Annotated in this window: 26 protein-coding genes and 1 riboswitch; of the genes, 11 read left to right on the top strand and 15 right to left on the bottom strand. The window is 61.6% G+C overall.

All coding sequences use genetic code 11. The features are described 5' to 3' along the window. The first annotated feature begins 290 nt into the window (after nucleotides 1–290). From QEO92_RS26975 to QEO92_RS26955, 5 genes are all read left to right on the top strand, one after another. On the top strand, nucleotides 291–506 hold the full coding sequence (locus QEO92_RS26975; protein ID WP_227705299.1) for a hypothetical protein: 216 nt from the start codon (nucleotides 291–293) through the stop codon (nucleotides 504–506). A gap of 78 nt (nucleotides 507–584) precedes the next feature. Continuing rightward, on the top strand, nucleotides 585–1,511 hold the full coding sequence (locus QEO92_RS26970; protein ID WP_227705298.1) for a sterol desaturase family protein: 927 nt from the start codon (nucleotides 585–587) through the stop codon (nucleotides 1,509–1,511). Next, nucleotides 1,508–1,771 carry a cysteine rich repeat-containing protein gene (locus tag QEO92_RS26965; protein WP_227705297.1) on the top strand — a complete coding sequence of 88 codons (264 nt, stop codon included), beginning with the start codon at nucleotides 1,508–1,510 and terminating at the stop codon, nucleotides 1,769–1,771. Before QEO92_RS26970 ends, QEO92_RS26965 begins: the two co-directional genes overlap by 4 nt. Before the next feature lie 24 nt (nucleotides 1,772–1,795). Further along, on the top strand, nucleotides 1,796–2,458 hold the full coding sequence (locus QEO92_RS26960; RefSeq protein ID WP_227705296.1) for an SH3 domain-containing protein: 663 nt from the start codon (nucleotides 1,796–1,798) through the stop codon (nucleotides 2,456–2,458). A gap of 11 nt (nucleotides 2,459–2,469) precedes the next feature. After that, on the top strand, nucleotides 2,470–2,811 hold the full coding sequence (locus QEO92_RS26955; protein WP_210051807.1) for a hypothetical protein: 342 nt from the start codon (nucleotides 2,470–2,472) through the stop codon (nucleotides 2,809–2,811). 70 nt (nucleotides 2,812–2,881) lie between these two features. On the opposite strand, the gene QEO92_RS26950 is transcribed toward QEO92_RS26955, so the two are convergent. From QEO92_RS26950 to QEO92_RS26940, 3 genes are all read right to left on the bottom strand, one after another. Continuing rightward, the gene (locus tag QEO92_RS26950; RefSeq protein ID WP_227705295.1) at nucleotides 2,882–3,094 is read right to left on the bottom strand and encodes a hypothetical protein; all 213 of its coding nucleotides are present in this window, start codon (nucleotides 3,092–3,094) and stop codon (nucleotides 2,882–2,884) included. Nucleotides 3,095–3,104: 10 nt separating this feature from the next. Next, nucleotides 3,105–3,284, bottom strand: a complete 180-nt coding sequence (locus tag QEO92_RS26945) for a hypothetical protein (RefSeq protein ID WP_227705294.1) — start codon at nucleotides 3,282–3,284, stop codon at nucleotides 3,105–3,107. Nucleotides 3,285–3,356: 72 nt separating this feature from the next. Next, nucleotides 3,357–5,597, bottom strand: a complete 2,241-nt coding sequence (locus QEO92_RS26940) for a heavy metal translocating P-type ATPase (RefSeq protein WP_227705293.1) — start codon at nucleotides 5,595–5,597, stop codon at nucleotides 3,357–3,359. A gap of 113 nt (nucleotides 5,598–5,710) precedes the next feature. Then, nucleotides 5,711–5,808, top strand: a riboswitch (TPP riboswitch). 41 nt (nucleotides 5,809–5,849) lie between these two features. Here QEO92_RS26940 and thiM point away from each other — a divergent pair. The 3 genes from thiM to thiD are packed head-to-tail and all read left to right on the top strand — an operon-like array spanning nucleotide 5,850 to nucleotide 8,082. Then, nucleotides 5,850–6,653, top strand: coding sequence for a hydroxyethylthiazole kinase (thiM, locus tag QEO92_RS26935; protein WP_227705292.1), 804 nt, complete (start codon nucleotides 5,850–5,852; stop codon nucleotides 6,651–6,653). Then, nucleotides 6,650–7,285 (top strand): thiamine phosphate synthase, encoded by a 636-nt coding sequence (gene thiE / locus QEO92_RS26930; protein WP_227705291.1) that lies wholly within the window; start codon nucleotides 6,650–6,652, stop codon nucleotides 7,283–7,285. Before thiM ends, thiE begins: the two co-directional genes overlap by 4 nt. Next, on the top strand, nucleotides 7,282–8,082 hold the full coding sequence (gene thiD, locus QEO92_RS26925) for a bifunctional hydroxymethylpyrimidine kinase/phosphomethylpyrimidine kinase (RefSeq protein ID WP_227705290.1): 801 nt from the start codon (nucleotides 7,282–7,284) through the stop codon (nucleotides 8,080–8,082). The genes thiE and thiD overlap by 4 nt, the downstream gene beginning before the upstream one ends. A 14-nt stretch (nucleotides 8,083–8,096) precedes the next feature. On the opposite strand, the gene QEO92_RS26920 is transcribed toward thiD, so the two are convergent. Beyond that, nucleotides 8,097–9,590, bottom strand: a complete 1,494-nt coding sequence (locus QEO92_RS26920; RefSeq protein ID WP_227705289.1) for an acetyl-CoA hydrolase/transferase family protein — start codon at nucleotides 9,588–9,590, stop codon at nucleotides 8,097–8,099. A 184-nt stretch (nucleotides 9,591–9,774) separates the two neighbouring features. After that, complete coding sequence (locus QEO92_RS26915; protein WP_227705288.1) at nucleotides 9,775–10,935, bottom strand: iron-containing alcohol dehydrogenase; 1,161 nt, start codon at nucleotides 10,933–10,935, stop codon at nucleotides 9,775–9,777. Nucleotides 10,936–11,089: 154 nt separating this feature from the next. On the opposite strand from QEO92_RS26915, the gene QEO92_RS26910 reads away from it, so the two are divergent. From QEO92_RS26910 to QEO92_RS26900, 3 genes are all read left to right on the top strand, one after another. Continuing rightward, entirely contained in the window at nucleotides 11,090–11,761 is a 672-nt protein-coding gene (locus QEO92_RS26910) for a TetR/AcrR family transcriptional regulator (RefSeq protein WP_227705287.1), read from the top strand. Further along, nucleotides 11,761–12,621: an amidohydrolase family protein gene (locus tag QEO92_RS26905; RefSeq protein WP_227705286.1), complete on the top strand. Its 861-nt coding sequence runs from the start codon at nucleotides 11,761–11,763 to the stop codon at nucleotides 12,619–12,621. The genes QEO92_RS26910 and QEO92_RS26905 overlap by 1 nt, the downstream gene beginning before the upstream one ends. A gap of 82 nt (nucleotides 12,622–12,703) precedes the next feature. Continuing rightward, nucleotides 12,704–13,666 carry a Bug family tripartite tricarboxylate transporter substrate binding protein gene (locus QEO92_RS26900; protein ID WP_407722194.1) on the top strand — a complete coding sequence of 321 codons (963 nt, stop codon included), beginning with the start codon at nucleotides 12,704–12,706 and terminating at the stop codon, nucleotides 13,664–13,666. 131 nt (nucleotides 13,667–13,797) lie between these two features. Here the strand turns inward: QEO92_RS26900 and QEO92_RS26895 are convergent, their stop codons facing one another. The 10 genes from QEO92_RS26895 to repA form a co-directional block, all read right to left on the bottom strand. Then, nucleotides 13,798–14,517, bottom strand: a complete 720-nt coding sequence (locus tag QEO92_RS26895) for an ABC transporter ATP-binding protein (protein ID WP_227705284.1) — start codon at nucleotides 14,515–14,517, stop codon at nucleotides 13,798–13,800. Beyond that, entirely contained in the window at nucleotides 14,514–15,263 is a 750-nt protein-coding gene (locus QEO92_RS26890) for an ABC transporter ATP-binding protein (protein ID WP_227705283.1), read from the bottom strand. Before QEO92_RS26890 ends, QEO92_RS26895 begins: the two co-directional genes overlap by 4 nt. Further along, nucleotides 15,260–16,300 carry a branched-chain amino acid ABC transporter permease gene (locus tag QEO92_RS26885; protein ID WP_227705282.1) on the bottom strand — a complete coding sequence of 347 codons (1,041 nt, stop codon included), beginning with the start codon at nucleotides 16,298–16,300 and terminating at the stop codon, nucleotides 15,260–15,262. Before QEO92_RS26885 ends, QEO92_RS26890 begins: the two co-directional genes overlap by 4 nt. Beyond that, the gene (locus QEO92_RS26880) at nucleotides 16,297–17,154 is read right to left on the bottom strand and encodes a branched-chain amino acid ABC transporter permease (protein ID WP_037145592.1); all 858 of its coding nucleotides are present in this window, start codon (nucleotides 17,152–17,154) and stop codon (nucleotides 16,297–16,299) included. Before QEO92_RS26880 ends, QEO92_RS26885 begins: the two co-directional genes overlap by 4 nt. Before the next feature lie 214 nt (nucleotides 17,155–17,368). Beyond that, nucleotides 17,369–18,547 (bottom strand): ABC transporter substrate-binding protein, encoded by a 1,179-nt coding sequence (locus QEO92_RS26875; RefSeq protein WP_037145591.1) that lies wholly within the window; start codon nucleotides 18,545–18,547, stop codon nucleotides 17,369–17,371. A 285-nt stretch (nucleotides 18,548–18,832) separates the two neighbouring features. Continuing rightward, the gene (locus tag QEO92_RS26870; protein WP_227705281.1) at nucleotides 18,833–20,044 is read right to left on the bottom strand and encodes a LysR family transcriptional regulator; all 1,212 of its coding nucleotides are present in this window, start codon (nucleotides 20,042–20,044) and stop codon (nucleotides 18,833–18,835) included. 143 nt (nucleotides 20,045–20,187) lie between these two features. Next, nucleotides 20,188–21,357, bottom strand: coding sequence for an ABC transporter substrate-binding protein (locus QEO92_RS26865; protein WP_227705280.1), 1,170 nt, complete (start codon nucleotides 21,355–21,357; stop codon nucleotides 20,188–20,190). Nucleotides 21,358–21,867: 510 nt separating this feature from the next. After that, complete coding sequence (repC, locus tag QEO92_RS26860; RefSeq protein WP_227705279.1) at nucleotides 21,868–23,073, bottom strand: plasmid replication protein RepC; 1,206 nt, start codon at nucleotides 23,071–23,073, stop codon at nucleotides 21,868–21,870. A gap of 296 nt (nucleotides 23,074–23,369) precedes the next feature. Further along, a complete protein-coding gene (gene repB / locus QEO92_RS26855) occupies nucleotides 23,370–24,440 on the bottom strand; it encodes a plasmid partitioning protein RepB (RefSeq protein WP_227705278.1) in 1,071 nt (356 codons plus the stop codon). A 28-nt stretch (nucleotides 24,441–24,468) separates the two neighbouring features. Next, entirely contained in the window at nucleotides 24,469–25,734 is a 1,266-nt protein-coding gene (repA, locus tag QEO92_RS26850) for a plasmid partitioning protein RepA (protein ID WP_037146098.1), read from the bottom strand. Nucleotides 25,735–25,761: the final 27 nt, after the last annotated feature.

Genomic DNA, 25,761 nt, shown 5'->3' with positions numbered 1-25,761 from the left:
AGACCATGGCGAAGCGGTTTCACGAAATCAAGCGGCGGCGGACCGCCGATACAAAATGCTACAAGCGAAGAACAAAAGCTTACGTTTTGAGAACTGCACGACAAAACCGGCATACATCAGCAAACCATCCTATCCTCGCATCACCGGCCGATTCCCTGCGACCATTGATGTGACGATCCAAACCATACGAGGATGGAACGATGACCAAGACACTCGCCGCCGGCCTGCTTGCCGGCACTTTCGCGCTTCTTTCGGACGGTTAGGCGAATGCCTGGACCCGCGACGGTTCGGTGAGCGGCCCGCGCGGAACCGGCTCTGTGCATGCGAGCGGAAGTTGCACGTCCGGCTCCTGCTCGCGCAGCACCACCCGCACCGGTCCCTATGGCTACAGCATGTCGCGCAGCGGCTCGGCCTCCTGCAACGGCGGCACTTGCACCGGTTCGCGCACCACAACCGGCCCGCGCGGCAATACCGTTACCCGCTCAGGCAGTTTCCATCGTTACTGACTTGAGCAGGCGCCCGGCGGCTTCCTACCCCCTGGCTCAGGCCGCCGGGCGTTCCTGTTGACCAAGCGAGGTTCTTCCATGTTCCAGAGCATCGTCGATCCGTCCGTGCGCGGCGGTATCCTTGTCGTCGCGGCATCCTTCATGCTGCTCGAATACCTCATCGGCAGGCTGGCGCAGCATGATATCCATGACCTGAAGGAATCCGCCGCCTCCTTCGGCGTCGCGTTCATTCACGGCATTCTCCGCCCCGTGGAAGCAGCGATTGTCGCCACGCCCTTCATGCTCGCTTACCGGCATCGCCTGTTCGATATCGACGTCACCAGCGCCGCCGGCGCCCTGGCGCTCTTCCTTGCGGTCGATCTCGTCTATTATTGGCACCATCGGGCCTCGCACCATATCCGCTGGCTCTGGGCGACCCATGCCGTCCATCATTCACCGACGAAGCTCAACCTGACGGCCGCGATCCGGCTCGGCTGGACGGGCAGCATTTCCGGCAATTTCCTCTTCTTCCTGCCGCTTGCCTTTGTCGGCTTTCATCCGTTCGGTATCGTCGCCATGATGGGGCTCAATCTCGCCTATCAGTTCTTCATTCATACCGAGCTTTCGCCCCGCCTCGGGCCGCTCGAATGGGTGCTGAACACACCGGCGCATCACCGCGTTCATCACGCTTCCAATCCCGGCTGCCTCGATAAGAATTTCGGCGGCATCCTGATCGTCTTCGATCGCCTGTTCGGCACATTCGCGGAAGCGCCGGCGACCGAGCCGCTGCGTTATGGCCTGCGTGGCCGCCCGCCATCACTCCATTCCGGCCGGATCGCTCTCGGCGAATGGGCGATGCTCTGGCGGGATGTCTGCCAGGCGCCGAATATAGGCAAGAAGCTCCGCGTGCTGTTCGGACCGGTCGGCCCTCTACCAAGCACTTCGCCCAAGCCGCCGCCGGCTGTCAATGACAGTCTGCCGCCCGAAACCAGCTCCATCACCAGAACCGAAGGACTATCCCGATGATTCGAAAAATCCTGTTCACCCCGACGCTTCTCGCCCTGTTCCTCGCGACACTTGCCGGTACGGCATCCGCCCAGACGCAGGTCTCGCCCGAGATGCGCCAGATGGCGATTGCGGTCGCACGCGCCTGCCGCACTGATCTCAAGACCTATTGCAACGGTGTCGAGAGGGGTGAAGGTCGTATCGCCGCCTGCCTTAGACAGAATGCCGAGAAGCTTTCCTCGCCCTGCCGCACGGCGCTCGCAGACGTAGCGCAGCGCTGACCAAACGCTCTGAAAGGAAGAACCATGTTCAGGAAACTGCTTCTCGCGCTGGCAATGCTGGCGGGCATGTCGTCCGTCGCCGCAGCTGCCACCGCCGCGGTCGCGACCGGCAACGTCAACCTGAGAGCCGGGCCGTCGACCGCCTATCCCGTCGTGACCGTCGTGCCGGTCGGCGCCCGTATCACGACCTATGGATGCGTCGCAGGTTATAGCTGGTGCGATATCTCGCTTGGTGTTTATCGAGGTTGGGTATCGGCGAATTACATCCAGGTCGTTTATCGCGGCGCGCCCGTCGTGCTGACTCCGGTCGTTGCACCCCGTATCGGCATCGTCGTGGTCGGCTACAACCGCGCCTATTGGGACCGCTATTACGTTCGCTATCCCTGGTATCATACCTGGCGCTATCACCCGCCGGTCGCGGCACCACGGGTGAATTCTTTCGACCGGTCGGTGAACTGCGCAAATGGAGCCTGCACCGCGACCCGATCGACTACCGGCATCTATGGCGGCTCAGCCGCCCATACCCGTACCTGCAGCGGTGGTGAATGCGCAGCGACACGGGAGGTCGTCGGTCCGCGTGGCAATACGACATCGCGGGTCCGCAATTGCAGCCGGCCTGATCAGTCCTGCTCCGTTACACGCACAGGCCCGCGTGGCAACACGCGCACCCGCTTGTTCGAACGTTGAGGGAGGGAGCGATGCAATCCCGATCTGACATGAGGCACAGGCGTATTCCGGGTCTCATCGCCCTCCTCCTCGTGCTGGCCACGGCCGAGCCTTTCACAACTCCCGCTGCAGCGCAGGAACCGGACGATGAACCCTTCGAAGAATTCTGCCTCGCTCCGGGCGGCAGCGCGCGGCAGGCCTGCGTCGCCTTCTTTCTGGACGAGGACGGTTATGAGCTTTGCCTGATGGACGAAAGGGAAGGCATCGCCCGCTGCACACGCTCCTGGCATATCGAACCTGACGAAAAGCGCGACAGAGGTTCGCTTCCTCTCGGTTTCGAAGGTCCCGGCCCGGGCGAAGCCATCGAGGCATAAGGAGCGTCCGGCACCAGAGCATCACCCTCTCCGCGCAGCCGCGAAGAGGGTGTCCATCCAATGTTGCATATCAATGGGCCGGACGGGTGCCGCCGCCCTTCTTTTCCGCGTCGTGGGTATGGTGGCTGTCGCGTTCCCCGCCACCGCCGGAAACCCGGCTCCGGAATTGCCGGTCGTCATCCGCCGATGGTTTCTCAGCCCTCACCGGCGCTTTGGCATTTTTATGCGAAGCATCAGGCCCGCCTTGGCGGATGCTCGCCGGGGTCTTCTGCGATGTGGACATGGAACAACTCCTATCGGTCTTGCTGATAGCCGTGATGGGTCGTGTTGATCTTCGTATTGCCCTGCTGACCCTGCTTGCCGGGGTCATTGGCGGCTTTGATCGTGCCGCGCCTGGTCTCTGCATGGGCCTGTTCGCCAGGCCCCTTGTGGCTCAGGTTATCGGAGGGTGTAGGGGGAAGTCTGCTGCTCATCTCGGGCCTCCTCATGGTCTTCGGTTTCCCAGACCATAACCCTCGGCATGTACCGATGTTCCTCAGTCAATGTCAGACAGCTTTGATCCGCAGCAGACGAAGCGCATTAAGGGTGACCAGCACGGTCGCGCCGGTATCGGCAAGGATTGCGGGCCAGAGCCCGGTGACGCCGAGGATCGTGGTCACCAGGAACACCGCCTTCAGGCCGAGCGCAATGGTGATGTTCTGGTAGATGTTGCGCATCGTCCGCTTCGAGAGCTCGATCATGTCGGCGATGTCCAGGACCCGCCCATGCAGCGCGGCCGCATCGGCAGTCTCAAGCGCGACATCCGTGCCGCCGCCGATCGCAATCCCCACATCCGCAGCAGCAAGCGCCGGTGCATCGTTGATGCCGTCACCGACCTTGCCGACCACGAAACCCTCACGCTTCAGTTCGCCGACAATGCGGCTCTTGTCTTCCGGCATCAGCTCGGCTCGCACCTCGACGTTGAGTTCCTTGCCGATTGCAGACGCCGTGCGGGCATTGTCGCCCGTCAGCATTACGGTTTTCACGCCGGCGTCAGAGAGTGCTTTCAGTCCCGCCATGGCGTCGGGGCGTGGCTGGTCGCGCATGGCGATCGCGCCGGCCAGGACGCCACCGACGATCAGCACGGACACAGTCTTGCCTTCGTCGTTGAGGCTGGCGATCCGCCGGGAATGGGCCATCGGCAGCGATACCCGTTCGGCCGCCGCCTTTGGCGAACACAGAAAGACTTCCTGGCCTTCGACCGTGGCGGCGACGCCCTTGCCATTCAGGGATCTGGCATCCGTCGCAGCCGGAATATCCACTTCATCCTCCGCCGCCTTGGCGAGGATCGCGACGGCCAGCGGGTGGCTCGAGCCGGTTTCAAGCGCCGCGGCGTAACGCAGCACGTCTCCGGCGTTGCGGCCGAAGGCGATCACGTCCGTCACCTGCGGCTTGCCGGCGGTCAGCGTTCCGGTCTTGTCGAGCGCCACGGCCGTCAGCTTGCCGAGCGTTTCCAGAACGGCGCCGCCCTTCATAAGCAAGCCGCGACGGGCACCGGAGGAAAGCGAAGCAGCGATCGCAGCCGGCGTCGAGATGACCAGCGCACAGGGGCAGCCGATCAGCAGGATCGCCAGGCCCTTGTAGATCCACACCCCCCAGGCGGCACCGGCCACAAGCGGCGGCAGGATGGCAACCAGAGCGGCAACCACCACGACGCCGGGCGTGTAGTAGCGTGAAAAACGGTCGATGAAACGCTCGGTCGGCGCCTTCTTCTCCTGCGCCTCCTCGACCATCCGGACAATGCGGGCGATCGTGTTGTCCTCCGCGGCAGCCGTCACCCGCACGCGCAACGCCGCATCGCCATTGATGGTGCCGGCAAAGACCCTCTCGTCGATGCCTTTCACAACCGGGGTGCTTTCACCGGTCACCGGAGCCTCGTTGATCGCGCTTGTCCCGGCCACGATGACGCCGTCCGCCGAAATCCGGTCACCCGGCCGCACGAGTATGATGGAACCAACCGCCAGGTTCTCGGCCGGCACCTCACGGGTCTGCCCATTCACTTCCAGCAGCGCATTCTTCGGGACCAGAGCCGTCAGGCCGCGGATGCTCTGACGCGCCCGACCTGCCGCCACACCTTCCAGAAGTTCGCCCACGAGGAAGAGGAAAACGACGGCGGCAGCCTCTTCCGAGGCATCGATGACAACGGCGCCGACGGCAGCGATGGTCATCAGGGTCTCAATGGAAAACGGCGTGCCGGCAAGGGCTGCCATAACGGCGCGGCGGGCGATCGGCACGAGGCCGATCAGCATCGCAGCCGTAAAGATATAGGGGCCATAGGCCGGCATCAAATGGCCGAGCCCATAGGCGAAAGCGAGCGCCACACCAGCAAGGATGGTCAGCCGGCCCTTCGCGCTTTTCCACCACGGCCCTTCCAGCGGCCCGTGGTCATGGCCATGGAGGCCTTCGATCTCTTTTGCGCGGTGGCCGGAATGATCATGCCCGCCATCATGATCATGGTGGTGCCCGCAATTCTCGTGATCGCCGGTGTGATCGTGGTCATGATGCTCCGCTTCGGCCGGCGTCTTCCTGCCGAGTGCCCGCAGCGAATAACCGAGCCCGGTCACCTTTTTCTCGATCGCGCCCAGATCGCTTGTTTCGTCATGGCTCACCGTCATCGTACCCGCGGCAACGGAGACGGAAACATCCTCGACGCCTGGCATGCGGCGCACTGCCGTGTCGATCTTGGTCGCACAACTTGCGCAATCCATGCCGCCAACCTTGTATCGAGCCTGATTTGTCGCTGCCATTTCTCTTTCCTTTCGGGATCGAGCACTTCCTTACAACCTCCAGCCACTAGAGCTTCAAGGGCATTTTTTTATAAAAATTCGCTGGCAGTCGCAGGCCGATCTGCGGTAAGCCTTGTTCCTGACAGGGGCGTCCGGCGTAAAGCCGGGCTGAGAAGTACCCTTTGAACCTGAACCAGATCATGCTGGCGGAGGGAGTCGTTCGGTTCTTCGGACAGAAGAACCCATGCGTCTGCCCCGCCGAACGAGGCGAGAATGCAGACCACACAGACCCCCGGCCGATTGCTGACTGCGATGCGCGCGAAAAATCCGCTTGTCCAGAACATCACCAATTTCGTGGCGATGAATATCGCGGCGAATGTGATGCTCGCTGCCGGCGCCTCGCCCGCCATGGTGCATACGAAAGAGGAGGCTGGCGAATTCGCTCGGATCGCGTCTGCGCTGACGATCAATATTGGCACGCTTTCGCCGGATTTCCTGGCCGGCATGAAGGAGGCCGCGAAAGCCGCCGGTGAAGCCGGTAAACCCTGGGTGCTCGATCCGGTCGCCCATTTCGCCACCGCCTACCGCCGCGCCGCCGTCGCCGATCTCATGAAGCTGAAACCCACGATCGTGCGAGGCAATGCCTCCGAGATCATTGCGCTGGCAGGCAGCCAGTCGAGCGGCCACGGCGTTGACAGCGGCGATCCAACCGAGGCGGCGGAAGGTTCGGCGATCACGCTTGCCCGGCAGAGCGGCTCCATCGTCGCGGTTACCGGCGAAGTGGATTTCGTCACCGACGGCCAGCACTCGGTTCGCATCATGGGCGGTTCAGCGCTGATGCCCCGCATCACCGCTCTTGGCTGCTCGCTCACCTGCCTCGTTGGCGCCTTTGCGGCGGCAAACCCGGAAAGACCGTTCGAGGCGACGGCGGCGGCACTCGCCATGTTCGCGGTCGCTGGCGAGGAAGCGGCTATCAGTGCCGCCGGACCAGGCTCCTTCTTGCCCCTCTTTCTCGATCGCCTTGCAACACTTTCGCCCGAGACGCTCGATACCAAAGCCAGGATCGTCAGCGCATGAAGAATTTCGACCTTTCCGTCTATCTCGTCCTCGATCCCGATCTCTGCCGCGAAATCGGCATGGTGGAGACTGCCCGGCTTGCCGTCGAGGGCGGCGCTACGATCGTGCAGCTCCGCGACAAGCACGCGGATACGGCGCAGATCATCGAGACCGGCCGTGCCCTGAAGGCAGCGCTTGCCGGCGCCAGAGTGCCACTGATCGTCAATGACGATGTCGAGGCGGCGATCGCAATCGGTGCCGCAGGCCTGCATGTCGGCCAAAGCGACATGGTCGCGGCTATCGCCCGCGAGCGCATTGGCCGGGACATGATCCTCGGTCTCTCGGTCGAAACCGAGGAACTGGCGCAACGCATCGATACCTCCGTCGTGGACTATGTCGGCATCGGCCCGGTCTTTGCAACCCTCACCAAGCCGGACCACAAGCAACCGATCGGCTTCGACGGACTTGCCCGCATCGTCGCAGCAGCACCCGTGCCGGCTGTCGCGATAGGCGGCGTCAAGGCGGAACATGCTGGCCCAGCACTTGCCGCCGGCGCGAGAGGCATCGCCGTCGTCTCCGCGATCTGCGGCCAGCCGGACCCCAAAGCCGCCGCCCGCAGGATTGCCGAGGAAATCGAAAGGGCACGCGCATGATCCGCAATATTCTTTCCATCGCCGGTTCCGATCCCTCCGGCGGCGCCGGCATTCAGGCCGACCTCAAGACGTTTTCGGCACGCGGCACCTATGGCATGGCCGTGCTGACGGCGCTGACCGCGCAGAACACGCAAGGGGTCACGGGTGTGCATCCGGTGCCTGCCGAGTTCGTCGCGGAGCAGATCCGCACCATTTTCGCGGATGTGCGGGTGGATGCGGTAAAGATCGGCATGATTGCCAATACCGAGATTGCCGAAACGGTTGCGGATGTGCTCAAGCCCTATCGCGATAGCCTGCCGATCGTGCTCGACCCGGTAATGATCGCCAAGGGAGGCTCCCCGCTGCTTGCTTCGGAGGCGATGGATGCCGTCACCTATCGGCTGATGCCGGTTGCCACCGTCGTCACACCCAATCTGCCGGAAACAGCCGCCCTGCTCGGCGAACCCCTCGCCACCACCCGCCAGATAATGGCCGATCAGGCCGAACGCCTGCGTAAAATCGGTCCGAAGGCGGTACTGGTGAAGGGCGGTCACCTTGAAAGTAGTGACAGCCCGGATGTCCTGGCCGATGCCTCCGGCATCCATTGGTTCGAAGGAAATCGCGTGGCGACGAAGAACACACACGGCACCGGGTGTACGCTTTCCAGCGCGATCGCCGCGGAACTCGCCAAGGGTGCTTCACCGGCCGAGGCCGTCGCGATCGCCAAAGCCTATCTCTCCGGCGCCATCGCGGCTGCCGGCATGCTCACCGTGGGAACCGGCCACGGTCCCGTGCAGCATTTTCACGAATGGTGGTAGGAACAGTCGTTCGCTCAGCCAAGCCGCATGGTGCTGGTCTGCCGGCTCCGCTCATGCCAGGAAAATGCCTCTTCGAGCAGATGAGGCGTCTGCCCGCCGCGGACTGAGGCACGTTGGAAATAGTCGGCCAGACGATCGCGGAAGTCGGGATGGGCGCAGTTGGCAATGATCTGCCCGGCGCGCTCGCGGGGTGCAAGCTCCCTCAGGTCCGCAAGCCCGTTTTCGGTGACGATGATGTCCACATCATGTTCGGTGTGATCCACATGCGGAACCATGGGAACCACCGAGGAAAGTTTGCCGCCCTTGGCGACCGACTTGGTGACGAAGATAGACAGATAGGCGTTGCGGGCGAAATCGCCCGAGCCGCCGATACCGTTCATCATATGCGTGCCGTTCACATGGGTGGAATTGACGTTGCCGTAAATGTCGACTTCCAGAGCAGTGTTGATGCCGATCACGCCCAGCCTGCGGATGACCTCCGGATGATTGCTGATCTCCTGCGGACGGAGGACCAGCTTTTCCTTGTACTTGTCGAACTGGCCAAAAACCCGCTCAGCGCAGGCGGCCGAAAGCGTGATCGAGGAACCGGAGGCAAAGGTCAGCTTCCCGGCATCGAAGAGATCAAACGTGCTGTCCTGCAGCACCTCGCTGTACATGCGCAGATGATGGAAAGGCCCATCCGAGAGCCCGGTCAGCACGGAATTGGCGATCGTGCCGATCCCCGCTTGCAGGGGCTGCAGCGTCAGATCGAGCCGACCTTTTTCGACCTCCTGCTCCAGGAAGTGGATGAGATGGCTGGCAATGGCCTTCGTGTCGACATCCGCCGGCTCGACGGTTGAGAAACTGTCCTTCACATCGGTCACGACGATGGCAGCGATCTTTTCGGGGTCGATCGGCACATAGGGAAAGCCGACGCGGCTGTCGCAGGCGACAACCGGAATCGGCACACGCGACGGGCGCTTCGTGGGTATGTAGATGTCGTGCAGGCCCTCGAGCTCGGCCGGCTGGCTGAGATTGATCTCGACGATGATCTTCTTCGCAAGAATGGCGAAGCTCGCGGAATTGCCGATCGAGGTGGAGGGTACGATGCCGCCATCCTCGGTGATCGCCGCCGCCTCGATGACGGCGTAGTCGATCGGGCCGAGCTGGTTGGAGCGCAGATGCTCCACGGTCTCCGAAAGATGCTGGTCGACGAACATCACCTCGCCGCGGTTGATCGCGGCGCGCAGCGTCGCATCCGACTGAAAGGGAATGCGCCGCGAGAGCACATGGGCTTCGGTCAGCATGCGGTCGATGTCGTGGCCGAGCGAGGCGCCGGTGATCAGCGTGATCTTGAACGGATCGGTCTTCGCCCGCTCCGCCATGGCGATCGGCACCGCCTTGGCATCACCGGCACGGGTAAAGCCGCTCATGCCGATGATCATGCCATCCTTGATTAGAGCGGCAGCCTGCTGGGGGGTGGTGATGCGATCAAGGAGCGATGGGCGGCGAATACGGGTTTCGAGCATGGGGAACATTCTAACCATTGAAGAGGTGATGCTGCAGCGTTTTCAGACGAACCCGCTTAAGCGGAGGGTCTATGCCCCTCATTGACCGACGTCAAATCCGGAAATCTCCCGCAGACATTTGGTCGCTGTCCATCGGATAGTGAAAACAACTCATTCCTCTCTGCAATGAAGTAATCTCAAGGCGTCACCAGGCGGAGCTGTAGATCATCAGCGCATCCTCTTCGGCCATGCTCCTCGGATTGTTGACCAGCAATCGCTGCTGCTTCATCGCGTCGGCGGCAAGCTTCGGCAGGTCGGCTTCACCGATCCCGACATCACGCAGCCGTAAAGGCAGGCCGAGCCGCTCCGAAAGTACGGCCAGTTCTTCGATAAAGGCCGCGCATCGCACCGGTACCTGCTCCTCCCGGACAAGATGTGGGAAGGCGTCAGCGGCTATTTCGGCATAGAGATCCGCCGCGTCGGACATGTTGAAACGCAGAACATGCGGCAGCACCAGAGCATTGGATAGTCCGTGCGGAACATGGAATGTGCCCCCGATCGGATAGGCGAGCGCATGTACTGCCGCGACGGGCGAGTTCGCAAAAGCCTGCCCGGCCAGCATAGACCCGAGCAGCATCGCGCCCCGCGCCTCCATGTTGCGCCCATCGGACACTGCCGCCTCGATGTTTGCGCCCAGCAATTGCAGCGCCTGTCTCGCCAGCATTTTCGAGAGCGGGTTGTTGTTGGCACTCTTCGAGGCATAGGCCTCGATCGCATGTACCATGGCGTCGATCCCCGTCGCAGCGGTGATCGCCGGCGGGAGGCCAAGCGTGAGCTCCGGGTCAAGCACCGCGACATCAGGAAGGTTGATGGACGAGGAGACGCCACGCTTTTCCTCTTCACCCACGGTGATAATGGAGACAGGCGTCACTTCCGAACCTGTGCCGGCGGTGGTCGGCACCAGCGCCAGGGGCAGACGTGGCCCTTTTGCATTTCCGACACCCCAGACGCTATCGATATCCTCGCCAGAACCGAGCAGAAGTGCCGCGAGTTTCGCCACATCCAGCGAAGAGCCGCCGCCGAAGCCGATTACCCCGGTCACGCCGGCGGTCCTTCCAGCCTCCACTGCCCTCATGACAGTAGAGAGCGACGGATCGGCCTCCACCTCCCCGAACACTTCGACTTTCACACCGGAGTCGGAAAGCGACACAAGTGCCGGATCGCAGAGCCCGAGCTTTCTCAGTCCCGGATCCGTGACGAACAGAACGGCGTTGCCGAGCCGCGACCTCACATGATCTGCCAACTCGCGCGCAGCACCTGCCTTGAAAATCAGCGACGGCGTGGTGTTAAAAATGAAACTATTCATATCGTTTCCGGCCTCCCTCCCGCAGAAGCCGGCTTACCACTTTACTCTCCAGCCAGCTACGAGCCAGCTTGCCCCTCCTTGCTTTTTCAGTTGACTTCGGATGCCAATTTGTACACTTGTACAAATTATAAGGACAATCGACTTTCGGACCGGTATGCGCCCAAGCCTGCGGGAAACGCTTCTCCTCAATGCCGTGACGCTGTTTTCCCGCAGCGGCTACAACGCCGTGTCGCTCCGGGACATTGCCAAGGCTTCCGGTGCGAATGTCGGCAGCCTCACTTATCACTTCGGCTCAAAGGCCAATCTCCTCAGAGAAATCTATGAGCGCCACACGAAGCCGATGAATGCGCGCCGCCTCGAACTGCTCGGCGAAGCGCGGCGGATCAGCAATCCGGACGAGCGGCTGATGGCGGTTCTGAGAGCCTATGTCGTTCCGGCCTTCACGTCCTCCACCGAAAGTGACGGCGGAGGGGCCGAGTTCACGCGCATGCGCGCCGTGCTTTCGGCAGAGGGCAATCCTGATGCTCGTAAGATCATCGCCGACGCCTTCGACGAAACGAGCCGCGTCTTCATCGAAGCCCTGGCGGACTGCGTGCCCGGCGCGCCACTGGAAGGCGTTGTCTGGCGCAGCCAATTCCTGCTCGGGGCACTCTATTATGCCTTGATCAACCCGGAGCGCGTGACGCGTCTTTCGGGAGGAGCGGTCGACGGAGAAGACCGGGAGGCCGCCGTCAACCAGATCGTCGAGGCGAGCTATGCCAGCTTCCGCAGTCTCCCCACGGAAGCTGCCGCACCTGAATCATCGACCATGAAAGGTAAGAACTGATGACCACTGCCCTCCACGCGGGCGAAAAGCGGCGCAAGCCCGATTTCATTCTGCCTGCCGGCAGTTGCGATGCCCATTGCCATGTCTTCGGTCCGGGCGCCGTTTTCCCTTATGCACCGGACCGCCGCTATACACCTGACGATGCGCCCAGGGAGGCGCTGGCCGCCCTTCATGACCGGCTCGGCATCGATCGCGCCGTGATCGTGCAGGCGAGCTGCCATGGGACCGACAACCGCGCCATGCTGGACGCGATCGCCTGGCGTCCGGACCGCTATCGCGGCGTCGCGATCGTCGACGACACATTCGATGACAGGGCCTACCAGGCGCTCGATGACGGCGGCGTGCGTGGCGTGCGCTTCAACTTCGTTCGCCATCTCGGCGGGGCGCCGGACATGGACGCCTTCAACCGCGTGATCGACCGGATCAAGGGCCGCGGCTGGCATGTCGTTCTGCATCTCGACGGCGCTGATATCGTCCCGCTTTCCGACATGATCCGTAGCCTGCCGCTTCCCTTCGTTATCGACCACATGGGCCGTGTCGATACCGCACTCGGCACTGAGCAGCCGGCCTTCCAGGCACTTCTCGAACTCGTCCGGCGGGAAAATTGCTGGATCAAGGTCTGTGGCTCGGAGCGCATCTCGCGGTTCCCGTTCGATGCAGCGGTGCCGTTCGCTCGGGCGCTTGTGGAAGCGAGCCCCGAACGGACCTTGTGGGGCACGGATTTCCCGCATCCCAATCTCAAGGAGCCGGTGGACGAGGCCGATCTCGTGGATCTGGTCCCGCGCCTTGCGATCCGTGCGGAGGATCGGCAGCGACTGCTCGTCGACAATCCCGCGCGTCTTTACGGTTTCGTGGCCTGAACGGTCTCAAAAAGAGGAGGAGAGAATGTCATTCGATGTTGCACAGAAACCGCCGGGGCTGTTTCGGCGGGCCGGCAAATTCATGAAATGGTTGGCGCCCGCGCTCGCCCTGGCGATCGTCGCGCCCGCTGCCGCCGCTGCGCAGGAGGATTACCCCTCGCGGGATATCACCCTTGTGCTGCCGTTCGGTCCTGGCGGAATTGCCGACATCACGTCGCGCGTGGTGGCAGATGCGCTCGGCAAGAAGCTTGGCAGGCAGATCGTCATCATGAACCAGCCGGGCGCCGGCGGCGCCACCGCTGCGCGGGCCGCACTTAACGCCGAAGCCGACGGATACACGCTTGCTCTGCTTTCGAACGGGACGGCTATCAGCGTGCCGCTCTTCAAGAACCTGCAGTTCGATCCGGTCAAGGATTTCGTGCCGATATCAAGCCTTGCCTATTTCGACTTCGTGTTCGTCACCAAGGCTGGCGGCAAATATAAGACACTCAAGGATGTGCTGGATGCGGCGAAGGCCGATCCGGGGGCACTGAATGTCGGCACGATCAATGTCGGCAGCAGCCAGAATCTCGCCGCCGAACTCTTCAGGTCGACCTCGGGGATCGATTTCACCATCGTGCCCTACAAGGCGACGCCCGATCTTCTCGTTGCCCTGCTTGGCGACGAACTCGACGTGATCGTAGACAGCCAGACTGCGCTGAAGGCGGCCCTCACCCAGGGACAGGCGACTGCAGTCGCCTCCTCCGGCCCGACGCGCTCAATGTTGCTGCCCGACGTACCCACCGCACAGGAGCAGGGCGTCACCGGTTTCGACGTGACGTCATGGAACGGCATCTTCGCACCAACCGGCACGCCGCCGGAGGTGGTGAAGAAACTCAATGCCGCACTCGTCGAAGTGCTCGCCGATCCGGCGATCCAGAAGCGATTTGCGGACCTCGGTGTCGAAGCTCGTTCAAGCACGCCGGAGGAGATCGGCAAGCGGCTCTCGGACGACATCAGGAAATGGTCGGACGTGATCGAGAAGGCTGGAATTCCGAAGCAATGAACGAAAGAGGGAGGGATGGTGCCCCATCCCTCCCTTCGTATCATCCGTGCGGGAAGGACATTGCGTCCCGACGCCCCTCACCCCACCCTATCGGTGCGAAGGCGGTGGGGCCAAATCTGTAGCAAGTCGCGTCAGTGCCGCGCGCCTTTCTCCACTCCAAGATGCTGGCCAAGGATCGCCTCGTCGGCAAGAAGCTCCGCGCTGCTCCCCTGATAAACCACCGCGCCGCGGTCAAGGATCACGGCATCATCGGTCAACGGCAGGACTTTCCGCGCCTTCTGCTCGATGATGATCGCCGACATGCCCTCACCCTCGACGATCCGGCGGATTGCCGCAAGCAGTTCGTCGACGATGATCGGCGCGAGACCTTCGGTCGGCTCATCAAGCAACAGCAACTTGGGGTTCACCATCAGCGCGCGTCCGACCGCCAGCATCTGTTGTTCGCCGCCCGAGAGTTGATTGCCGAGGTTCTTCCGGCGCTCCTGAAGGCGCGGAAACATGCCATAGACGCGTTCCAGGTTCCAGACGCCCGGCCGCGCGATAGCGATGAGGTTCTCCTCGACGGTCAGCGATTTGAAGATGTTGCGCTCCTGCGGCACCCAGCCGATACCCGCCGCCGCACGGCGGTCGGCCCTCAGCCTGGTGATATCGCGGCCCATCAGATGTATCGAACCGGCGTGGTAGGTTGTCACACCGGCCAGGGTATTCACGAAGGTCGTCTTGCCCGTGCCGTTGCGGCCAAGCAGAGCCAGCGTCCGGCCTTCCTCGATCGTCAGGCTGATACCGGACAATACGCTCGCCTCGCCGTAGCCCGCCACCAGCTTTTCGGTGACCAGAACCGGGGTATTCATGCATTTTCTCCGAGATAGACGGCCTTGACGCGCGGATCGGCGGAAATCTCGGCAACCGTGCCTTCGGTAAAGAGCGCGCCGGCCACAAGAACCGAGATCCGATTTGCAAACGAAAAGACCAGATCCATGTCGTGCTCAATCAACAGCACAGTTACATCCGCAGGCAGGTCCGAGACGATCGACAGCACTTCGTGCCGCTCGTCTTCCGGGACGCCGGCGGCCGGCTCATCGAGCAAAAGCACGCGAGGCCTGGACGCGAAGGCGAGTGCGATCTCCAACAAACGCTGTTTGCCATAAGGCAGGATGACGGTGCGCTCGGCCATCACCGAAGCAAGCCCAAAGCGGGCAAGAAGGGCTGCCGCTTCGTCGACGACCCTCCCGTAGCCGGCAATCGACCGCCACAGATTGTGGCCAACGCCTTCTCGTTCGGCAATCGCCAGCGCCACGGTTTCAAGCGGCGTGAATTCGCTGAAGAGCTGATTGATCTGAAAGGTGCGGGTAAGCCCGCGCTTGACGCGCCGGAAGGACGCCATCGAGGTGATGTCCTCCCCTTCCAGGAAGACCTGACCTTCCGAAGGAGGCAAAACGCCGGTGAGAAGGTTGATCAGCGTCGTTTTGCCAGCGCCATTCGGGCCGATCAGCGCATGGCGGGCGCCGCGCTCCACTTTCAGGCTTACGTCATTGGTGGCAAGGAAGGCGCCGAAATGGCGCTTCAGGTTCCTGGTTTCAAGAACGATGTCACTCATCGGCCCTCCTCCTTCGACTTCGAGAAGCGTTCCGGCAGATATTCGATCCAGCGCGCCAGCCGGTCACGGCCGATCAACACGAGCACGACCAGGATCAGACCGATATAGAACATCCAGTATTGCGGCGTGACGACCGAGAGCCAGTCCTTCACCAGGGTGAACAGCACGGCCCCTAAAATGCCGCCGTAGAGATAGCCCGTACCGCCGATGACGAGCACGAGAAGCACGTCGGCCGAGCGGTGGAAGGCGAGCACGTCCGGCGAGACGAAACTCGTCGTCTGGGCGAGCAGGGCGCCCGCCATACCGGCGAAGACAGCGGCAATCGTATAGGCTGTGACGATGCGTTTGCGCGCTGGTACCGCGATCATGGCGGCTCGCATCGGATTGCCCTTGATCGCCTTCAGCGACAGGCCGAAAGGCGAAAAGGCGATGCGGCGCATGATCATCGTTCCGATGAAGAGCACGGCAAGGCAATAAAGGTAGCCGGTCTTGCCGAAAAGATCGAACTCGAAGAGTCCGAGGACCGGATTGAGCGAGAAACCGCTCAGCCCGTCGGCACCGCCAGTGAGCCAGGCCATCTGGTTGGCCAGTTCCGCCATCATCAGGCCGATGCCGAGCGTGGTCATCAGGCGGGTCAGGTCCGAACCGCGCAGGATGAGGAAGCTGGTCAGCAGGCCCAGCACACCGGACAGAATGCCGGCCACGATCAGCCCGATCACCGGCTCGGCGATATAATGCAGGGCCAGCAGGCCGGCGACATAGGCGCCGAATCCGAAGAAGGCGGTGTGACCGAGCGAGACGATCCCTGCAAACCCGAGTACCAGGTCGAGCGAGACGGCAAACAATGCCAGGATGGCAATCTCGGTGAGGATCAGCATCTTCGATGGCAACACGAAATAAGCTGCGATCGCGGCAAGCCAGATGACGATCTCGTAGAAACGAACGCGGCTTCTGCGCTTCATCAGCCTGGTCGCGCGGCTTTCGGCGTCGGCGGTCGGGTTTGCCGTCACTGTGGTTTCCTGTTGAACAGCGCTCATCGGCCACCCCTTGCGAACAGTCCGTTCGGGCGCACGATCAGCATGACGATCATCAGCGCATAGATGACGAAGGGGCCGATGGCGGGAACATAATACTTACCCGCGACATCGGCGATACCGAGCAGCAGGGCGGCGAGGAACGGGCCGGAAACAGTCGAAGTGCCACCCACGGATACCACGATCAGGAAGTAGATCATGAACTTCAGCGGGAAGTTCGGATCAAGCCCGAGGATTTCCGCGCCCATCGCCCCGCCGAGGCCGGCAAGACCCGAACCGAAGGCGAAGGTCAGTGCGAAGACGACAGGCACATTGATGCCGAGCCCCATTGCCACACGCCGGTCATCGACTGCGGCGCGCAGCCGGCTGCCGAAGCGGGTTTTCGACAGGATGAGTTGCAGCGCGACCGCAAGCAGGGCGCAGACGACGATGGTGAAGAGCCGGTAACGGCCGACACCCACACCGAAGACATCCATCCGACCCGAAAGTTCCGGGGGCAGATTAATGAGTTGCTGCTGACCGCCCATGAAATAGTCCGTCGCGGCGATTGCCATAAAGACGATACCGATCGAGAAGAGAACCTGGTCGAGGTGCGGCGCCTGGTATAGCCACCGATAGAGCGTGCGCTCCAAGACGAGGCCGATCAGCGCCGACGCGAGGAAGGCCGCTGGCAGACACCAGTAAAAGGAAATGCCGTAGCGGTTCATCATGATGACGGTCACATAGCCGCCGGCCATGGCGAAAGCGCCATGCGCCAGGTTGATGAAGTTCATGAGGCCAAGCGTCACCGTCAGCCCGCAGGCGAGGATGAACAGCAACATGCCGTAAGCTACGCCGTCAAACAGAATGGTCAGCATGCGAAATCTTCTCTAGAGGGCCCTGAATTCCTGGTTACTGCACCCATGATGCCTCCCGGCATTGTTGCCTCGAAACCGAGGCGGCTCAAGCCCCGAGTTTCTTGTGACTAAGAGGGGCGCTGCCAGATAACTCCTCACCCGGCTGCCGGCACCAACTTTCCGTTGGCGGGGAGATGGTGCCGGCTTGCGAGGCGGGGTAAGGGGTATCCAGTCTTTACTTGGCTTCTGCCTTTTCCGGATCCTTGAGTGCCTCGAACGTCTGGAATTCGACGTTCTGCAACTCACCGTCCACCTCCTTGACCTCGCGCATATAGATGTTCTGGATGATGTCGCGGGTCTCGGGATCGATGGAGACTGGACCGCGCGGGCTCGTCCAGGAGAGCCCTTTGACGGCTTCCATGAAGGCGGGACCGCTCGCATCGCCCTTGGTCTTTTCAAGCGCGGCATAGATCAGCGCCATGCCGTCATAGCCGCCAACCGACATAAAGTTCGGGCGCATGTTATCGTTGGCTTTCTTGAAAGCCTCGACATAGGCCTTGTTTTCCGGGCTGTCGTGCGCGGTTGCGTAGAAATGACCGGTGATGGTACCGATCGACGGCTTGCCCATGCTGTTGAGGATGTCGTCGTCGGTGACGTCACCGGTGGCGATCAGCTTGATACCGGCATCGGCAAGCCCGCGTTCGGAGAACTGCTTCATGAACAGCGAACCGACGCCCGACGGAAGGAAAACGAAGACCGCATCCGGCTTGGCGTCGCGCACGCGCTGCAGGAAAGGTGCAAAGTCGGGGTTCTGCAATGGAACGCGCACGGCCTCGGTGACCTCGCCGCCCTTGGCCTTGAACTCCTTGGTGAACCATTTTTCGGCATCGATGCCTGGTCCGTAGTCGGATACGAGCGTTACGACGTTCTTGATACCATTCTGGGCAGCCCAGGTACCAACCGGAAGCGAATATTGCGGCAGCGTACCAGAGGTACGGGTAATGAACGGCGAGGCTTTGGTGATCGATGCCGTGCCGGCAGCCATCACGATCGCCGGAACCTTCGCCTGGGTCGCGACCGGCGCGACCGACATGGCAAGAGGAGTGAGACCGAAGCCCGCGAGAACCTTGGCGCCGTCGTTGACCACCAGTTCCTGCGCAATGCGGCGGGTCTGATCGGCAACACCTGCGTCGTCACGGATGATGAGCTCGATCTTCTTGCCGGCGACGGTATCGCCATGGGTTTCGATGAAGGTCTTTGCACCGGCCGAGACCTGGCGTCCGGTGGAAGCAAACGGTCCCGTCATCGGCAGGATAAGGCCAACTTTCACAACTTCCTGCGCGGCCACCGGAAATGCGGCAAGGCAGCCAAGCGCCGCGCCTGCGGCAGCCACCAATGTTCTTCTCTTCAGCATGAGTCTCCTCCTCAGGGTGCGGATTATGTCTATCGGCCTCTTGCCAGCCAGCCGATTTTTCAACCGAAGCGGCAAATCCTCACGATCTGTCGCCTATATCGATGAATGTATACATAGTCGTCAACCGGCTACGGTACTTTGATGCCCCATTATTTTCGCTTTCGTTTCCGCCTGTGGCGTAAGCTTCAAGCTACAATCTCTCCCGGGGCATGCTCCAGCTCCCACTATTAGACCGGACGCGAACCAGATGTTTATCAGATCGTCTGCCGTGCTCATAAGTTCTCGTTATAGCGGCCGATCGGGCCGTGTCGGCAGAAGTTCCAGAAACGTCTGCTGGGCGGCGGTCGGCAGCCAGTCCTTGCGAAGCGTCACCCCGATCGGTCTCGACGTGTAGCTCAGATCGAAAGGCAAGGCGCGCATCAACCCCCGCGCTATTTCCGCTTCCGCCTGAAGCCTGGACGTGCACCCAAGATGCTCGCTCGTGTCCAAAAGCTCGCGCATCAGGATGAGCGAACCGGATTCGACGATGCTTTTGGGCGACCCGCTGGCTGCATTGGCGAAAATGCCGTCGAAGTAGCGGCGGATTGGCGTGCCGCTCTGGCCGACGACCCAAGGGTAGGCGGCAAGTTCCTCGACCATGATTTCTGACTTTCCGGCCAAGGGGTGATCGTTGCCCGCAACCAGAACGACGGTGTCGTAGAACAGGACCCTCTGCTCGACGTCCCCGATCGGCGCAGGCTCCCGCAATGCGCCGAGCAGGAAATCGATCTCGCCCCGGCGCAAAGCTCCGAGCAGGTCAGGATAAGGACCTTCCTGGATGTGGATGGGAAGGTTTGGACGGAATTTTCGGAAGCTCGCGATCGCCTTCGGCAGCACATAGGATTTTGCAAGAGGCGTGGCACCGATGACGATCTGGCCGGCTTCAGCCGCCGTGAGCTCGGCCATGTCGGCATCCGCCTGTTCGAGTTCAAGGAAGGCGAGCTTTGCTGCCTGGGCAAGCACCTGCGCCGGGCGGGTCGCGACAATCCCATAGGACGTGCGTTCGAAGAGCGGCCGCGCTGCTTCTTGTTCGAGCTGACTGACCGCGCGGTATACGGCGGGCTGGCTCAAGCCAAGCCGCCGCGCGGCGAGCGTGAAGTTCTCGGTTTCCCGGACGGCGATCAGAGATTTCAGCTGTGCCGTCGTAGCCGTCACCTTGAGCCTTGGCGAGAGCTCGAAAAGGGACGGGTCGAGATAACCGAAGGCGCGCCTGATGCGCCGCGCCAGCATTTCTCCGGCGGTATTGGCAAAGACGCGTTGCGGCGTGCGGGAAAAGAGCGGCATGCCAGCCGTTTTCTCGATTTTCGACAGCGCCTGCGTCACGGCGGGCTGCGATACGAAGCACAATTCCGCTGCCTTGGTGACCGAGCCGGTATCAACGACCGCAAGAAACGCCCTCAGGTGCCGCAGGCTGTGCTGCAGTATCCTGGGCGTGGGTGCGGTCGGCAAGAGGCTCATTGCGCTGCCTTGTACGGAAACTGAAATGCAGGCTCAAGCGAAAGCTGCCGGATGTTCCCACCGGAAGAAATCGGAGAAGCCTCCCAACAAACAAGAATGGCGGGCACGCGCCCGCCACCCACTGCCGAGGGTTTCGCTACACCTTATTTGACATTCGGATCCTTGATCTTTGGATAGGTTGCGAACTCGACATTGTAGAGTTCGCCATCCACTTCCTTGACCTCGCGCATGTAGATGTCCTGCACGATGTCCCGGGTCGCTGGGTCAATGGTGATCGGCCCCCGCGGGCTTACCCACGATGCCCCCTTCATGGCTTCAATGAGTTTGCTGCCATCCGTGTCGCCGTCAGTCTTCTTGAGGGCCGCATAGGCCAGCGTCATGGCATCATAACCACCGACCGACATAAAGTTCGGACGCATGCCCTTGTTGTCTTTCTTCACCTGCTCAACGAAGGCCTTGTTTTCCGGGCTGTCGTGCAGGGCCGAATAGAAATGGCCGGTTATGACCCCCTTGGCTGCCGGACCAATGCCGTTCAGAAGATCATCGTCGGTGATATCGCCGGTACCGATCAGCTTGATGCCCGCATCCGCCAATCCGCGTTCGATGAACTGCTTCATGAACAGCGAGCCGACACCCGACGGCACGAAGGCGAAGACCGCATCGGGTTTGGCGTCGCGCACACGCTGCAGGAAGGGTGCAAAATCCGGGTTGGCGAGCGGAACACGGACAGCTTCGACGATCGTGCCGCCTTCCTTCTTGAACTGGTTGGTGAACCCCTGCTCGATGTCGATACCTGGACCGTAGTCGGAAACGAGGGTGACGACGCGTTTCAGGTTGTTCTGCACCGCCCAGGTGGCGACCGGAACAGCCGACTGCGGGCCGGCCATCGAAGTACGAGCAAAATATTGCGATTGCGGCATGATTGCCGATGTCGTGGCCGACGTGATGATCGCCGGGATCTTCGCCTGGTTAAGGACCGGAGCGACCGACATGGCAAGCGGCGTCAGGCCGAAGCCCATCAGCATCTTGACCCCATCGTTGACGACGAGTTCCTGGGCTATACGGCGAGTCTGGTCAGCAACACCGGCGTCGTCGCGAAGAACAACTTCGATCTTCTTGCCGGCGACGGTATCGCCGTTCAGCGCCATGTAAGCCTTCACGCCGGCCTCGACCTGGCGACCGGTGGACGCAAACGGACCGGTCATCGGCAGAACGAGGCCGATCTTGACTGTCTCCTGTGCGGCCGCCGGCAGAGCCACAAGACCGCTCAAAGCGATCCCGGTCGCAGCCATCAGTGTCCTTCTGGTAATCATTTCTTTTCCTCCTCAAAAAGATGATCATTTCCAAAGCTTGCGTGACAGGCCGCATCCTCCTTGCGGCCATGGCCCGTCACGGCTTGCAGAGCATATCAGGTTCAGCAGAACAAGCAGTCAAACAGTTGAAATGATCTGCCGGCCCACAATTTCCCTTTTTCATTGACGCGATATCCTGGGTCGCCGCTTTCTGATCATCCGGGGACTCTTTCTGAGACGGCCTCACGAAACCGTGTATACACTATCGCCCCTGCCTCCCTATTTCCCGAACATTTCATCCGGCGCCTGGCCAATCTATGGCGCGATATCACAAGCGCAGAAAAGGTATTCGTAAAAAAGGAATTACAGACCCCACTCTGGAAACGTCAGTTTTCCCGTCCTCCATCGCGACGCTACAGAAGCAATAAGTCTGTATACATTCACTGTCAATATTAGCCTTTCGGATCAAAGTCATCAAAGGAAGGCATGCGAATCCTGACGCTCCTCAATTCCATCCCGAGCAACCCGCCGCTATCCCTTCAGCGCGTTCAGCATTGGATGAACAGAGAAGCGGCCCTTTTCCGCCTTCCGTGTCAAATCGCGCAGGTAACCGCCCGGCGAGCGGATATCTTCCGCCCTTTCCAGGATTGCTGCGACGACGATTGCGGCGGAAATGTCTCCCATTGCAGCCCTTGCCGCCGCCCACGCACTCGGGCTGATGCCCAGCATCGAGCGGACAAGATCGGCCGCCGCCACCACATCCCGCCAGTTCTTCACCCCGCTGCGAGCATAATCGGCAATCTGCGGGCAAGTTTTCAGGAATTCCTTCAGCCCAATCCCGACAGATTTGCGTTCCGGGGCGATCTCCGGCATTCGCGACGCCGGGGTGTTATGTTCGTTGCCGTTTAGTTCAAGATTTGGGTCTGTGTTTGAATTCTGAATATGATGCTCAAAAACAGACTCATTGGCGCTCATTTCCTGTTCTGTGAGGCTATTAAGGTAAGCGGTCTCCACCTCAGCCCTCAACCGGATCAGCGCGTCGCAGCGGATTTCCAGTTCCACGACCTCAGCCTGCCTCGGCACGCGGCCGGAAAGTGCCTGCAGTCGCCCCAGATAGGCCATCCAGTCTCCTGCCCTGCTTTCGTTGAGCGCCGCTTCCACGGTCTTGGTAATGTCGCGCAGATGCAGCGTGATCTCCGAACGGACCCGGGCGATCCGCTTCGCCTTCGCCCGTGCGGCTTCTGCACGTGAAAAGATCTCGTCGGCCCGTAGCGCCAGGGGCGCCAGGTCAAACCCGAAGGCGCTCTCAACCTGACCGCTCCCATCACGGCGGCAGAAACGCTTGCCGTTGGCGCTGTCGCGGCGGAAGATCAGCCCTGCCTCGACCAGAGCTGCCAGATGCCGCCTCAGTGTCGCAGGCGACATGCCGCGGGAGCGGATTGACAGCTCCACGTTCGATGGAAAGACGATGAGTGGCGCACTACCATCGAGTTCGCGTTCCTGATGAAAGCTCGTCAGCGCTTCAAGCACCGTGATCGAGCGGTCCGAGAGGCCATAGGCCTCCCTCGCCTCGGTGAGCGCTCTGATAAGCTGCCATTTCTCGGCCTTGCCGGTGTGATTGCCACCCTCGCCCGCGCGCAGACGTTCCTGCCGGCGCTCCATTTCGGCTCGGAGGGCAAAATTGCGCGCAGAAAATTGCGCGCCGCCAAAAGGCGTCGTTGCCAGTCTTTCCACCATATCCGTCTCCGTTCGGAGGCAAGCGCCCGCGGAAACGTCGCAATCAGCCAAAATCTTCCACGCTCGGGCACGGCATTTCTGCCGCCGACTCTTGACTTTGGACTATGGAAGTGATTCTCTTGAACTGCTTAGATTGAAGAGGGCTTCCAGGACGGTGACGTTTTGGGGGCCTTTTTCTTGCTCTCGTAGCTTCCTTTCCGTGTGTTCCGGCACGCCCGTCAGGGCATTTCTACTTCCGTTTGTGCATGCCATTGCCCAGAATCGATTTCCGCTTTCGGCAACATGCAAGACAACTCTCAGCTCTTTCCGGCCGATCGACCTGTCAGAAACTCCTCGTAACGGGCGGCGAGCAATGCCGCCGCCTCGTCGACAAAGGCGGCGTCGACATCCGCCGCAAATTCGATACGCTTCGTCTTCCCTTCGCGCCTCACGCGGGCGAAGACCTGACCCTTCCTATCCTTCAGCTCCTGCGGCTTGGCAGGCTCAGGCTTCATGCTCGCATCGAGCCGTGCGAACAATATCTGGAAACGGCTGTCGCTGTCGGCCACCTTGAATCGTTCGGTATGGATCACGTCGGTCGCGATATGCTGCTTGGCCTCCCGCGTGAGGATTTCGCCGAGCTTCATCCAGCGCTCGCGCCCGACCTTCGGTGCTGGCCCGACAGCCCGGATGAACCGTTCGGGCACACTTTCCACCACCTGCAGCAGGCGTGACAACTCGCTTTTCTGCACGGCCAGTGCATCGCCGACCACCTTGCGGTCGAAACCGAGGCTCACGAGATTCCTGGCAAACAACCCACGCTCGATGAAGGAGAGGTTACGGCGTTCGGCATTCTCCTTACCCTGCGCCAACACCAACTCGTCGTCGGAGAGCGGCCTGACGATCGCCTTTACCTCGATGCCGAGACGAGCAGCGGCCTTGACGCGGCGATGGCCGTAGGCGGTCTGGTAGCGGCCCTGCTTTTCCGGATGCGGGCGCAGCAGCACCGGCACCTGCTGGCCGCTCTCGCGGATGCTGTCCACCAGCGCCGCGAAATCCCCATCCTCATGCCCATCGAGCATCAGCCGATCCTCGATGAAGGAGGAATCGATCCTGTCTGGATGGATGGTGACGACGCGCTCTCCTTCGCTCAATGCCTGTCGAAGCGCGCGCGCCTCTTCGACCTCGCGAGTCATGGCTCCGAGGGAAAGCCCCATCGCCTTGACGGCGCCCGATGCGCTGCGGGGCGGCAGGGCACCCTCTCCCGCCGGCGCAGGTTTGGCCTCAGCCTCGGGCATGGATTTCGTCTCAGGCGCACGGGCAGGTTCGGTCGGTGCCAGCCCTCCCCCGAACAATGCCCTCAACTCATTCTTGCGGCTTCCCGCCATTCCCAAAACCTTCCTTGAGTTCCGTCCCCTATCGACCCCAGGCCGTGTGTATCAGCGCTTTGACCTCATCGTTGACGGCATTCATCGCCTCGAGAGCGCGGTCATAGGTGGTGCGCGTGAAATTCTCGCGGCCCACCTCATAAAGTGTCTGCTTGGTGAGCCCAGCGTCCGAGACCGCCGTTGATTTCAGCATCGGAGCCGTCAACACGCGATCCCCGAAGAGCGAGCGCATAAAACCGACGATCTGTGCCTGCGGCCCGTCATTCGGTTCATATCGGGTGACGAGATAACGCAGGAAATCAAAATTCAACGTACCACCCGCTTCGCGTACGACTGCAAGCAGATCGGACGTCATGAAGAGAAACTGGTTCATCGAGGCGACGTCGAGCATCTGCGGGTGCACGGTAACGATGACCGAGGTGGAGGCACACAGCGCCGAGAGGGTCAGGTAGCCGAGCTGCGGCGGGCAGTCGATCACGACAACGTCGTAGTCGGCTTCCACCGTCTGCAGCGCTGCCTGGATACGTGCGAAGAAGAGCGGCCCGGCGTCTTCGCCGTTCTGGCGGCGAGACAACGCTTGTGGCGTCACGTGCTCGAATTCCTGCAGCTCGATATTGCCCGGCACGAGATCGAGGCCGGGAAAATAGGTGCTCCGGATGATGTCCGCCAAGGGACGCTGCTCGTCGTCATAGCGGATCGCGCCGTAGAGCGTGTCGTTGCCGGTGAGATCGAGCTCCGGTTGATAGCCGAAGAGCGCCGAAAGCGAGGCCTGCGGATCGAGGTCGATGGCCAGAACCCGGTGACCGGTCAACGCCAGATACTGGGCGAGATGCACGGCAGACGTTGTCTTGCCCGAGCCGCCCTTGAAGTTGGTGACCGAAATCACCTGCAGGTGTTCCCCGCGCACCGCGTCGCGACGCGGCAGGTAGGACCGCGCCTTGGCGATGTTCCCCTTGGCAAGCGCCTGTTCGGCAAGATGGCGGCGGAGCGCATTGATGTCGGCAAGCGAATAGAAGCGCCGGCCGCCGGCGCCCGTCTCCGGCTGTGGCCCTTCTCCTGCCAGCGAAAGCTGGCGGAGATAGCCATCGGATACGCCGATTAGCTTTGCCGCCTCTCCAGACGAAAAGGCACGCAGCGATTTCATCGAGGCCGGGGGAAAGAGCCGCTCGCGCATCGCCTTCAGCTGTTCGGAAAGCGCCCGCGCATCCCTGGCGATCGCCTCGTCGGCGAGCACGCGCGGCTCGACCACAGCTCCTGTGCTCTCCGCTCCCGATTTCTTCGCCGATACAGCCATGCGTTTGTTCCCCTTCGTGTCCGCCAT

This window comes from Neorhizobium petrolearium (assembly GCF_029854435.1).
GTDB classification, from domain to species: Bacteria; Pseudomonadota; Alphaproteobacteria; order Rhizobiales; family Rhizobiaceae; genus Neorhizobium; species Neorhizobium petrolearium.
The sequence above is the reverse complement of the archived record's forward strand: the minus strand, read 5'-3'. Positions and strand labels throughout refer to the sequence as shown.